This is a genomic window from Pantoea sp. (genome assembly GCF_039594315.1).
GTDB lineage: Bacteria > Pseudomonadota > Gammaproteobacteria > Enterobacterales > Enterobacteriaceae > Pantoea.
The window spans coordinates 1-10,454 of sequence record NZ_JBCNNP010000083.1 but is presented as its reverse complement, the minus strand read 5'-3'; the positions used below and the strand labels follow the sequence as shown (position 1 = coordinate 10,454).

The 10,454-nt window shown below is 49.5% G+C and carries 15 protein-coding genes; 8 read left to right on the top strand and 7 right to left on the bottom strand.

The genetic code is table 11. From position 1 onward, the window contains the following. The first annotated feature begins 74 nt into the window (after nucleotides 1–74). Genes ABDW13_RS22570 through ABDW13_RS22560 form a run of 3 tightly spaced genes read left to right on the top strand, consistent with a single transcriptional unit; the run spans nucleotide 75 to nucleotide 1,154 of the window. Nucleotides 75–446 (top strand): DUF1992 domain-containing protein, encoded by a 372-nt coding sequence (locus tag ABDW13_RS22570; protein WP_343554753.1) that lies wholly within the window; start codon nucleotides 75–77, stop codon nucleotides 444–446. Nucleotide 447: 1 nt separating this feature from the next. Beyond that, nucleotides 448–885, top strand: a complete 438-nt coding sequence (gene zntR, locus ABDW13_RS22565; protein WP_343554752.1) for a Zn(2+)-responsive transcriptional regulator — start codon at nucleotides 448–450, stop codon at nucleotides 883–885. 50 nt (nucleotides 886–935) lie between these two features. Then, nucleotides 936–1,154, top strand: coding sequence for a ribosome alternative rescue factor ArfA (locus tag ABDW13_RS22560; protein WP_343554751.1), 219 nt, complete (start codon nucleotides 936–938; stop codon nucleotides 1,152–1,154). Nucleotides 1,155–1,171: 17 nt separating this feature from the next. Here ABDW13_RS22560 and mscL read toward each other — a convergent pair whose 3' ends face one another. The 5 genes from mscL to def all read right to left on the bottom strand — a co-directional run bounded on the left by mscL (nucleotide 1,172) and on the right by def (nucleotide 5,913). Next, entirely contained in the window at nucleotides 1,172–1,585 is a 414-nt protein-coding gene (mscL, locus tag ABDW13_RS22555) for a large-conductance mechanosensitive channel protein MscL (protein WP_343554750.1), read from the bottom strand. A 110-nt stretch (nucleotides 1,586–1,695) separates the two neighbouring features. Then, on the bottom strand, nucleotides 1,696–3,072 hold the full coding sequence (trkA, locus tag ABDW13_RS22550) for a Trk system potassium transporter TrkA (RefSeq protein ID WP_343554749.1): 1,377 nt from the start codon (nucleotides 3,070–3,072) through the stop codon (nucleotides 1,696–1,698). 31 nt (nucleotides 3,073–3,103) lie between these two features. After that, nucleotides 3,104–4,390, bottom strand: a complete 1,287-nt coding sequence (gene rsmB / locus ABDW13_RS22545) for a 16S rRNA (cytosine(967)-C(5))-methyltransferase RsmB (protein WP_343554748.1) — start codon at nucleotides 4,388–4,390, stop codon at nucleotides 3,104–3,106. Between the two features lie 44 nt (nucleotides 4,391–4,434). Beyond that, entirely contained in the window at nucleotides 4,435–5,379 is a 945-nt protein-coding gene (gene fmt / locus ABDW13_RS22540; RefSeq protein ID WP_343554747.1) for a methionyl-tRNA formyltransferase, read from the bottom strand. A gap of 21 nt (nucleotides 5,380–5,400) precedes the next feature. Then, on the bottom strand, nucleotides 5,401–5,913 hold the full coding sequence (def, locus tag ABDW13_RS22535; protein ID WP_007891697.1) for a peptide deformylase: 513 nt from the start codon (nucleotides 5,911–5,913) through the stop codon (nucleotides 5,401–5,403). A gap of 115 nt (nucleotides 5,914–6,028) precedes the next feature. On the opposite strand from def, the gene dprA reads away from it, so the two are divergent. The 5 genes from dprA to aroE are packed head-to-tail and all read left to right on the top strand — an operon-like array spanning nucleotide 6,029 to nucleotide 9,571. Then, nucleotides 6,029–7,153, top strand: a complete 1,125-nt coding sequence (dprA, locus tag ABDW13_RS22530; protein WP_343554746.1) for a DNA-protecting protein DprA — start codon at nucleotides 6,029–6,031, stop codon at nucleotides 7,151–7,153. Beyond that, nucleotides 7,125–7,598, top strand: coding sequence for a DUF494 family protein Smg (gene smg / locus ABDW13_RS22525; protein WP_343554745.1), 474 nt, complete (start codon nucleotides 7,125–7,127; stop codon nucleotides 7,596–7,598). The genes dprA and smg overlap by 29 nt, the downstream gene beginning before the upstream one ends. A gap of 24 nt (nucleotides 7,599–7,622) precedes the next feature. After that, a complete protein-coding gene (locus ABDW13_RS22520) occupies nucleotides 7,623–8,177 on the top strand; it encodes a topoisomerase DNA-binding C4 zinc finger domain-containing protein (RefSeq protein ID WP_343554744.1) in 555 nt (184 codons plus the stop codon). Then, the gene (gene tsaC / locus ABDW13_RS22515) at nucleotides 8,174–8,749 is read left to right on the top strand and encodes an L-threonylcarbamoyladenylate synthase type 1 TsaC (RefSeq protein WP_343554743.1); all 576 of its coding nucleotides are present in this window, start codon (nucleotides 8,174–8,176) and stop codon (nucleotides 8,747–8,749) included. Before ABDW13_RS22520 ends, tsaC begins: the two co-directional genes overlap by 4 nt. Nucleotides 8,750–8,752: 3 nt before the next feature. After that, nucleotides 8,753–9,571, top strand: a complete 819-nt coding sequence (gene aroE, locus ABDW13_RS22510; protein WP_343554742.1) for a shikimate dehydrogenase — start codon at nucleotides 8,753–8,755, stop codon at nucleotides 9,569–9,571. A gap of 1 nt (nucleotide 9,572) precedes the next feature. Here the strand turns inward: aroE and ABDW13_RS22505 are convergent, their stop codons facing one another. Together ABDW13_RS22505 and ABDW13_RS22500 are read right to left on the bottom strand one after the other, a co-directional pair. Continuing rightward, entirely contained in the window at nucleotides 9,573–10,127 is a 555-nt protein-coding gene (locus ABDW13_RS22505; protein WP_343554741.1) for a gamma carbonic anhydrase family protein, read from the bottom strand. Between the two features lie 20 nt (nucleotides 10,128–10,147). Further along, the coding region (locus ABDW13_RS22500; RefSeq protein WP_343554740.1) for a hypothetical protein at nucleotides 10,148–10,454 on the bottom strand (307 nt) is incomplete at its 5' end.

Genomic DNA, 10,454 nt, shown 5'->3' with positions numbered 1-10,454 from the left:
TATTGTCCGTAATTCCTTCCCATTTCCTTCCCTTTAGTTATGCTGATAGCAGATACATGTGTCAGGTATTTCTTATGTGGCTAATTGATCAACTCGTAGAGCAGCACATCCGCGAAGCCGTGGAAAAGGGTGAACTCAGTAACCTACCCGGCGAAGGCGCGCCATTACAGCTTGACGATGATAGCGGCGTTCCAACAGAACTGCGCACGGCCTACCGTATGTTGAAAAATGCCGGCTATTTACCACCAGAACTGGAAATGCGTCGTGAGGCTCTAGAGTTAAATGATTTAATCCGTAATTTACATCCTGCTGATGAACCAGCTAAACAGCTATCTAAACGATTAGCCTTGCTTGAGGTCAAACTCCAGCAGGCAGGCATGAGCACGGATTTTTTGCGTGGTGACTATGAAGTAGCTCTTCATCGATATCTGCTTGAGGACAAGTAGTATGTACAAAATCGGCCAACTGGCGAAGTTAGCAGAAGTCACTCCTGATACTATCCGCTTTTATGAAAAGCAGCAGATGATGGATCATGAAGTACGTACCGAAGGTGGATTTAGGCTATACAGCGAGAATGATCTTCAACGATTACGCTTCATACGTTATGGGCGGCAGCTTGGTTTCAGCCTTGAATCTATTCGCGGTTTATTATCGATCCGCATCGATCCAGAACATCACACTTGCCAGGAATCTAAAGCGATCGTGGCAAAGCGTCTGGATGAGGTAAATGGCATGATCGCTGAACTTCAAGTGATCCAAAATTCATTACAGCGTTTAGCTGAAACTTGCTGTGGTGATCTGCATAGCAGCGCCTGCTGTTCGATTTTGGAAGCGCTCGAAAAAGGTGAAGAGCCGCATGAGGAAATTTGTTGTTCTAAGGATTGAATTTTGACTCGGATGGAATATAGTTTCGCCGTAAATAACCGGAGGACTCAATGAGCCGATATCAGCACCAAAAAGGTAAAATTAACCATAACGCACTTGAAGCACTGTTGCATGACCCACTATTTCGTCAGCGCGTAGAGAAGAATCAAAAAGGGAAAGGCAGCTATCAAAGAAAAGATAAACACGGCAAAGGGCGTAACTGGGAGGCCAGTGATAAGCACTCATGTTTATCACTGGCCTTCTGCTTTGCAGACAAAAAAGCCGCCTGAATCAGGCGGCTTTTTCATTATAATTTATCTTGGTTTTGGTGTTTTAACAGGTCGCGAATCTCGGTAAGCAGCAATTCTTCATTGGTTGGTTTAGGTGCTGGTTTTTCGACTTCTTTCTTCTGATACAATTTATTCATGACTTTGATTGCCAGGAAGATAGCGAAGGCAACAATAACGAAATCAAAGACTGTCTGAATAAAGTTACCATATTCCATCACAACAGCGGGAATATCACCCTCTGCCGGTTTTAATACCCATTTGAACTGTTTGAAATCGACACCACCAATCAGCAAACCGAGTGGAGGCATGATGATGTTGGCGACCAGTGATGAAACGATCTTACCGAAAGCGGCGCCGATGATAACACCGACGGCCAGATCAACTACGTTCCCACGCATTGCAAAATCACGAAACTCTTTGAATAAACTCATTGTTATCTCCTTGCCTTGGCCAATGGCTAAAGTCTAACAAACCTTTGTGCAATTGCCATTATAACAACAGATCCAACGAGTTTTTCAGCGCGGGCTGATGCCCGCATCGCTTACAGGAAGAATGGACTTGGTTGGAATAGACGCTCAACATCAGGAACAAACTTCTTATCTGTCAGGAACATAATCACATGATCGCCTTGTTCAATGCGCACATTATCATTAGCGATGATCACTTCATCGCCGCGCACTACAGCGCCAATAATCGTTCCAGGCGGTAATTTAATATCTTCAATTGATCGGCCAACTACGCGAGAAGTGGTTTCATCGCCATGGGCGATCGCTTCAATTGCTTCCGCTATACCACGTCGCAGTGACGAAACACCGACGATGTCGGCTTTACGCACATGGCTTAACAGGGCCGAAATGGTAGCTTGCTGTGGTGAAATCGCAATGTCGATCACGCTGCCTTGTACCAGATCGACATAAGCGCGGCGTTGGATCAACACCATCACTTTTTTAGCACCCATCTTTTTCGCCAACATCGCCGACATGATATTGGCTTCATCGTCATTGGTGACTGCAATGAACAGATCAACTTGATCCACATGCTCTTCGGCCAACAGTTCTTGATCGGAAGCGTCGCCATAAAACACGATGGTATCGTGCAAGCGTTCAGCCAACTCTGCCGCGCGCTGTTGATTTCGTTCAATCAACTTAACGCTATATTGTTTTTCCAGGCGCTGGGCCAGCCCAAAACCGATATTACCTCCGCCCACTAACATAATGCGTTTGTACGGTTTCTCCAGACGCTGCATCTCGCTCATCACTGCGCGGATATGCTGACTCGCTGCAATGAAGAACACTTCATCACCCGCTTCAACGATTGTCGAACCCTGCGGGCGGATGGGGCGGTCCTGACGGAAAATCGCTGCTACACGTGTATCGATGTGTGGCATATGCTCACGCATGATCGACAGAGGATTACCTACCAATGGACCGCCGTAATAGGCTTTCACCACTGCCAGGCTTACTTTACCTTCGGCGAAATTTACTACCTGAAGTGCGCCAGGATACTGAATGAGTCGGTAAATATTATCGATGACTAACTGCTCGGGCGAAATCAGATGGTCGATCGGTACCGCTTCCGGTACGAATAACTTTTCACCATCGCGCAAATATTCGGCAGCACGAATGCGGGCAATGCGATTTGGGGTATTAAACAGTGAATAGGCAATCTGACAAGCCACCATGTTGGTCTCGTCAGAGTTGGTCACAGCCACCAACATATCAGCATCTTCGGCGCCGGCTTCTCGTAATATACGAGGATGTGAGCCGTGACCGTGCACCACGCGCAGATCAAACTTGTCCTGCAATACACGCAAACGTGTTGCATCGCTATCGACCACGGTAATGTCATTGTTTTCCCCAACCAGATTTTCTGCCAGGGTTCCGCCGACCTGACCGGCGCCGAGGATAATGATTTTCATCGCTTAGATGCTCTTGTCAGATTGCGCTGCACTATTTTTTCATCAGCTTAGCGTAGAAGAAGCCGTCGCCGCCATCGATGGTAGGGAAAACCTGCCAGCCATTGGTCTGCCCGTGTGGCAAGATTTCAGCCACTGCATCATTGTGCGCTGCCAAAAAAGCGCCAATCTGTTGATGGTTCTCTTCCGGCAAGATTGAGCAGGTGGCATAAATCATTGTGCCACCAGATTTCAGTCGCGGCCAAACGGCTGCCAAAATTTCCCGCTGCAAATTAGCCAGCTCAGGAATATCACGATCGCGTCGCAACCATTTGATGTCAGGATGGCGGCGGATGACGCCGGTAGCAGAGCAGGGTGCATCAAGCAGAATACGGTCAAACTGCATTTCGCCACACCATTCTGACGGTGTTCGCCCATCACCCTGACGAACCTCGGCCTGCATACCTAAACGTTGCAGGTTTTCTTGTACGCGAGCGAGACGTTGCTGATCAATATCGACAGCTAATACTCTGGCCTGTGGGGCGATTTCAAGAATGTGTGTGGTTTTACCGCCTGGTGCTGCGCAGAGGTCGAGAATAACTTCGCCGTTCTGCGGTTCAAGCAGTTGTGCACAACGTTGTGCCGAGAGATCCTGCACCGTTACCCAGCCCTGTTCGAAACCGGGCAACTGGCTTACCGGAGCCGGTGATTCCAGACGTAAAGAATCTGGTGCGTCGCCAGTGAAGGCAACCTTTTCCTCTGCTTGCAACAAGCTCAACCATTCTTCACGACTATGATGTTGGCGATTGACGCGCAACCACATCGGCGGGCGTTGATTGTTGGCCTCAACGATTTGCTGCCACTGCTCTGGCCAAGCTGCCTGCAAGCGTTTGAGCAACCAACCGGGATGCCAGTAACGTTGCGTTCCCTGATCGACTTCAGCTAACAACGTTTCTTGTTGGCGCTGGAACTGGCGCAACACGCCATTTAACAGACCTTTAAGGTTGGCGCGTTTCAATACTTCAGCACCCGCGACGGTTTCAGCCAGTGCTGCATGCGCAGGTATGCGGGTATAAAGCAGCTGATAAAGCCCGACCATCAGCAGGTAATGCAACACACGTTGTTTACCAGTTAACGTTCGTGCCATCAATTTACCAATCAAAGCTTCTAACTGCGGCAAAGTGCGCATTACGCCGAAGCACAATTCCTGCAGCAATGCGCCATCTTTGTCGGATACGGTTTTTTGCGTGCCAGGCAAAATAGCGCTGAGCGATTCGCCTTTATCCACAACGCGTTCAATGAGTTGCGCGGCCAGGCTACGCAGATTGGTATTTTTTTTCATATTCATTTATCAAACAAAAGCCCGGTTAAACCGGGCTTGGAGGCTCAGGCCAAAACAGTTCCGGGTACAAACCATTCGCGGCGCGAATTGAGCAAGTCCTGCGCAGACATGGCTTTTTTACCCGCAGGTTGAAGTGAAAGCAGGTTGAGGATGCCATCGGCGGTCGCAATCTGGATGCCGTGTTTATCGGCCTGCACTATTTCACCGGGTTGCTTGTTTTGATGTGGCAGAACACTTGCCTGCCAAACTTTCACCGGCTGCTCATCCACCATGAAATAACTCATTGGCCACGGATTGAACGCGCGGATGCACCGTTCAAGCTGCTCAGCAGAAAGTGACCAATCAAGGCGCGCTTCTTCTTTGTTCAGTTTCTCAGCATAAGAAACCAATGCTTCATCTTGCACTTCGGGTTGAGCATTACCTTCCGCCAAAAGTTCAAGCGTTAACAGCATGCCTTGTGGGCCGAGTTGCGCCAGTTTTTCATATAGCGAGGCGCTCGTATCTTCAGCGGTAATTGGGCAGGAAAGTTTGTGTAGCATATCGCCGGTATCCAGCCCCACATCCATCTGCATAATCGTCACGCCGGTTTCGCTATCACCCGCCCAAAGCGAGCGTTGAATAGGCGCGGCACCGCGCCAGCGCGGCAGTAAGGAACCATGTACGTTGATGCATCCCAGACGCGGCATATCCAGAACGGCTTTAGGCAGAATCAGACCATAAGCGACAACGACCATAATGTCGGCTTGCAGGTCGGCAACCAGTTGCTGATTGTCTTCTGGCTTTAAGGATTTGGGCTGAAAAACGGGGATGCCATGCGTTTGCGCCAGCACTTTTACCGGGCTCGGCGTAAGCTTGTTGCCGCGTCCAGCAGGGCGGTCGGGTTGGGTAAAAACGCCAACGACCTGATGCTCAGAAGCAAGCAACGCGTCAAGGTGACGCGCTGCAAAATCAGGTGTACCGGCAAAGATAATTTTTAGCGGTGCAGACACAGTTTAACCTTCTATTAGCACTCAATCTTCACGTGCATTCAGGCGGGCCAATTTTTCTAGTTTCTGTTTGATGCGCTGACGTTTCAGCGGCGACAGATAATCAATGAAAAGTTTGCCATCAAGATGATCGATTTCGTGTTGAATACAAATCGCCAGAAGACCATCCGTTTCCAACTCAAAGCTGTTGCCATCGCGATCCTGCGCACGCACTTTGACCCACTCTGCGCGCGGTACAAAAGCACGTTGCTCAGGAATAGAAAGGCAGCCTTCTTCAATACCGGTTTCACCACTTTTTTCCAGAAGTTCCGGGTTGATCAACACCAAACGTTCGTCACGATTTTCTGAAACATCAATAACGATTATGCGCTGATGAATATCGACCTGCGTCGCAGCTAAACCAATACCTTCTTCGGCGTACATGGTTTCGAACATGTCGTCGACAATACGCTGAACGTCTGCGTTTACGGTTGCCACCGGCGCAGCGATTTTGCGAAGGCGATCATCAGGGAAATGTAATACCTGCAAAACTGACATAAATATCCAGATCTGTATGCGTTAAAGAAAAGATTACTGCCTCATATTGTAGACTTTTTGCTGCCTGATTGACAGCATTGCACCGCATGATAGCGCGGCTGACAAGGAGTGCAGCATGGAGAGAATTGAAGGGATGCTTAGGCTTGCCAATGTGAAAGGGCTAAGTACTCGGCTTGCCAGTCAGTTAGCATTGGCGTTACAAGATTCAGCCGATGTAGGTGGGGATCTATTAACTGATCTGGGATTGAATAAAACGCAGCGACTGCAATTTCAGGCGCTATGTCCACGTCAATTGGAACGGACACAGTTGTGGCTGGATGATCCACAGCATCATTTGATTTCCTGTGTCGATACGGATTACCCAACGGCATTAGCGGAAATAAGCCGACGTCCTTCGTTGCTGTACATCGCGGGCGATCTTGCGGTTTTGCAAACACCGCAGTTGGGTGTGGTGGGCAGCCGGCATTGTTCTCATTATGGCAAGCAGTGGGGAAGTTGGTTTACTCAGCAGCTCGCGCTGAGTGGCTTAACCATCACCAGTGGTTTAGCGCGTGGCATCGATGGCGTGGCACATCGGGCCGCATTGGGGGCGCAAGGCAAAACGGTGGCGGTGCTGGGCAGCGGCTTACAGCACATTTATCCCAAAAGTCATAAGTCATTAGCACAAGAGATTATTGATAAAGGTGGTGCGCTGATCTCTGAATTCCCACTGGATATGGCACCACATGCGGTTAATTTCCCCCGACGCAATCGCATTATCAGTGGCTTAAGTCTTGGTGTTTTAGTGGTTGAAGCGTCACTAAAAAGTGGATCATTAGTCACGGCGCGTTACGCCCTGGAACAAAACCGTAACGTTTATGCTTTGCCGGGCGCGCTCGGCAATCCTGGCTGTGAAGGAACGCATTGGCTTATCCAACAAGGTGCGCTGTTGGTGGCGCATCCCAACAATATCCTTGAAGATTTACATTCAACACTTCAGTGGCTTCCTGTTACCACATCAGAAACAATATATTCACAAGACAGTGACGATGTTCCATTGCCATTTGCAACTGTGTTGGCTAACGTAGGTGATGAGGTTACACCTGTTGACGTCGTCGCTGAACGTGCCGGCCAACCTGTGCCAGTTACCGCAGCCCATTTGTTGGAGCTGGAGTTAGCAGGATGGATCGCAGCTGTACCCGGCGGCTATGTCCGATTGAGGAGGGCATGCCATGTTCGACGTACTTATGTACTTGTTTGAGACATATATCCACAACGAAGCCGAAATGCGCGTTGATCAGGATAAATTGACCGATGATTTAACCGATGCCGGTTTTCATCGTGAAGATATCTACAATGCGTTGAATTGGCTTGAACGGTTAGCGGATTATCAGGAAGGTTTAGTTGCGCCTGTACTCATGGCAAGCGATCCGCTCTCAATGCGGATCTATACCGAAGAGGAAAACCAGCGTTTAGATGCTGAATGCCGCGGTTTTATTTTGTTCCTGGAGCAGGTCCAGGTGCTGAATATGGAGACGCGTGAAATGGTCATCGAACGTTTAATGGCGCTTGATACGCTGGAATTCGATCTTGAAGATCTCAAATGGGTGGTGTTGATGGTGCTGTTTAACATCCCAGGATGTGAAAACGCCTATCAGCAAATGGAAGAGCTTTTATTCGACGTCAATGAAGGTATGCTGCATTAATTCGCCATCAATGCATCCGGTAATATGAGTAAACCAGCACTTTTCTCCGTGCGTAAACATGATCCCTGCCCCGCTTGCGGGGCAGAATTAGTAATACGTTCCGGCAAGCACGGTCCTTTTCTTGGTTGCGTCAATTATCCAACTTGCGACTATATCCGCCCGCTGAAAAGCCAGGGGGATGGTCATATTGTTAAAGTTCTTGAAGGACATGCTTGCCCGCAATGCGGTGCAGACAAAGTTCTACGTCAGGGACGATTTGGTATGTTTGTCGGTTGCAGCCATTACCCGGAATGTGATTACACTGAAACCATCGATAAGCCTGATGAAACGGCTATCGCTTGCCCACAATGCCAGAGCGGTAAGCTTGTGCAGCGGCGCTCGCGTTATGGCAAAACCTTCCACTCTTGTGATCGTTATCCTGATTGCCAGTTTGCGATTAATGCAGCACCGGTTGAAGGTGTCTGCCCGCATTGTGAGTTCCCCTTATTAATAGAGAAAAAAACCGCACAGGGTGTGAAGCGCTTTTGCGCCAGCAAACGCTGCGGTAAGCCCGTTGTCCAGGACGAAGAATTATCATGAAGCAAAGTGAGCATTTAGCGGGTAGCCTCGATTTTTGCATCGAACAGCTACAGCAGCAGCAAGTTATCGCCTATCCAACTGAAGCCGTGTTTGGATTAGGTTGCGACCCTGATAGTGAAAGTGCCGTGATGGCGCTTTTGGCGCTCAAGCAGCGTCCAGTTGAGAAAGGGCTTATTCTCATTGCCGCCGACTACGCGCAGCTGGAACCTTATATCGCTGACCGCGAACTCTCCGTATTGCAACGTGAGCGCATGTTTGCCAGTTGGCCCGGCCCGGTGACCTATGTGGTTCCCGCTTCGCCGCACACTCCGCGATGGTTAACCGGACGTTTTGACTCTTTGGCCATTCGCGTTAGCGATCATCCCCAAGTGCAGGCTTTGTGCCGAGGTTTTGGCAAACCGTTGGTTTCGACCAGTGCTAATCTTTCCGGTGAACCGCCATGCCGAAATCCAGAAGAAGTGGTGCAGCAGTTTGGTGCCCAATTCCCTGTATTGCATGCTGCAACCGGTGGACGCTTGAATCCTTCTGAAATCCGCGATGTTATTAGCGGTGAACTTATTCGTCAGGGCTAATTCATGGACCAGTTTGCCGTTTTTGGGAATCCCATCGCGCACAGCAAATCTCCTTTCATTCATGCACTTTTTGCTGACCAAACGGCGATTGAGCATCAATATGGCAGGCAGTGCGCACCATTAGAAGGTTTCCCTCAAGCCATCGCGGAATTTTTTGCCCAAGGTGGTAAAGGCGCCAATGTCACGCTGCCTTTTAAACAGCAAGCGTGGGAGCTTGCGGATGAACTTAGCGAGCGAGCAGCACTTTCTGGCGCGGTAAATACGTTGAAGAAAGATACGCATGGCAAGATCTTTGGCGATAACACCGATGGCATCGGTCTGTTAAGCGATCTCGAGCGTCTGAACATGATCCGCCCGGAAGATCGAATTCTGCTGGTGGGAGCGGGTGGCGCAGCGCGTGGCGTGATCCTTCCGCTACTGTCGTTTGGTTGCTCTTTAGTCGTGGTGAATCGGACTGTTGAACGCGCTGAACAATTAGCAGGAATATTTAAAGAGAGTGGCGATATTCAAGCCGCGACCTTTGAGCAAATAGCGGATCAAAAATTTGATTTGATTATCAATGCAACGTCCAGCGGAGTTGATGGTCAAGTTCCTGCTCTGGCAGCATCACTAATTACTGCGCAAACGCGTTGTTATGACATGTTCTATCAGCAAGGTCTGACGCCATTTTTGCTATGGTGTCAGCAGCAAGGCGCACAGCATTTAGCGGATGGCATCGGGATGTTAGTTGGGCAGGCCGCACACGCCTTTATGCTTTGGCATGGCGTGATGCCAGAGATCACGCCAGTGATAGCCAAACTGAAGCAAACGATGCAACAGTGAATTAAGGATTGTTCTCGCTTGCCTGAGCGAGATATTCATCCTTCCAACCGACATAATTGCTGGAAGAGTAAAGCAGCCCGGCGATCTCCGCTTCAGTAAGTGGTCGCACTTGCTTCACCGGGCTGCCTAAATAGAGGTAACCGCTTTCCAGACGCTTGCCCGGCGGCACTAAGCTGCCGGCGGCAATCATCACATCATCCTCAACGATCACCCCATCCAGCAAAATCGATCCCATACCGACAAGCACACGATCGCCAATGGTGCAGCCGTGAAGCATAGCTTTGTGGCCGACAGTAACGTCTTCGCCAATAAGTAGCGGATAGCCTGTTGGATTGCTGGTGGACTTATGGGTGACGTGTAATACGCTTCCGTCCTGAATATTGCTTCTTTTACCAATCACCACTTTGTTTACGTCGCCGCGAATAGCGACCAGCGGCCAGATGCTGACGTCATCAGCGAGTTGCACTTCACCCACTACTACACTGCTACTGTCGATCATCACGCTATCGCCAGTTTGTGGAAAATGGTTCTTATAAGGTCGTAGGGCTGTAGACATGATCTTCTCCTTTTACATGTTTACCCAAGCCTGGAGTCTAAAAGGCCGATAAACAAGATGATTTTTGAGCGGATCGCTCGCGATCGCAGCGAAAAGAATGAAAACTCGCCAGTTGATAAAAAAGATCGAAAAAAGGGGTTGTGCAAAAAATTCGGATCCCTATAATGCGCCACCACTGAGACGGCAAAGCGGCAACGCAGACGGCTCAGCAGGGAGTGAAGAAATTCATCCCGCCGGATGAAAACGCTGAAAAAAGTGTTTGACTCCGAAGGAGGAGAGCGTAATATACGCCACCTCGCGACAGACGGTTCAGCCGCTGCTCGCAAC

What these genes read in the sequence shown, in the direction of transcription:
- ABDW13_RS22570 (WP_343554753.1), top strand. Translation starts at nt 75, where the DNA reads ATGTGGCTAATTGATCAACTCGTAGAGCAGCACATCCGCGAAGCCGTG.
- zntR (WP_343554752.1), top strand. Translation starts at nt 448, where the DNA reads ATGTACAAAATCGGCCAACTGGCGAAGTTAGCAGAAGTCACTCCTGAT.
- ABDW13_RS22560 (WP_343554751.1), top strand. Translation starts at nt 936, where the DNA reads ATGAGCCGATATCAGCACCAAAAAGGTAAAATTAACCATAACGCACTT.
- mscL (WP_343554750.1), bottom strand. Translation starts at nt 1,585, where the DNA reads ATGAGTTTATTCAAAGAGTTTCGTGATTTTGCAATGCGTGGGAACGTA.
- trkA (WP_343554749.1), bottom strand. Translation starts at nt 3,072, where the DNA reads ATGAAAATCATTATCCTCGGCGCCGGTCAGGTCGGCGGAACCCTGGCA.
- rsmB (WP_343554748.1), bottom strand. Translation starts at nt 4,390, where the DNA reads ATGAAAAAAAATACCAATCTGCGTAGCCTGGCCGCGCAACTCATTGAA.
- def (WP_007891697.1), bottom strand. Translation starts at nt 5,913, where the DNA reads ATGTCAGTTTTGCAGGTATTACATTTCCCTGATGATCGCCTTCGCAAA.
- dprA (WP_343554746.1), top strand. Translation starts at nt 6,029, where the DNA reads ATGGAGAGAATTGAAGGGATGCTTAGGCTTGCCAATGTGAAAGGGCTA.
- smg (WP_343554745.1), top strand. Translation starts at nt 7,125, where the DNA reads ATGTTCGACGTACTTATGTACTTGTTTGAGACATATATCCACAACGAA.
- ABDW13_RS22520 (WP_343554744.1), top strand. Translation starts at nt 7,623, where the DNA reads ATGAGTAAACCAGCACTTTTCTCCGTGCGTAAACATGATCCCTGCCCC.
- tsaC (WP_343554743.1), top strand. Translation starts at nt 8,174, where the DNA reads ATGAAGCAAAGTGAGCATTTAGCGGGTAGCCTCGATTTTTGCATCGAA.
- aroE (WP_343554742.1), top strand. Translation starts at nt 8,753, where the DNA reads ATGGACCAGTTTGCCGTTTTTGGGAATCCCATCGCGCACAGCAAATCT.
- ABDW13_RS22505 (WP_343554741.1), bottom strand. Translation starts at nt 10,127, where the DNA reads ATGTCTACAGCCCTACGACCTTATAAGAACCATTTTCCACAAACTGGC.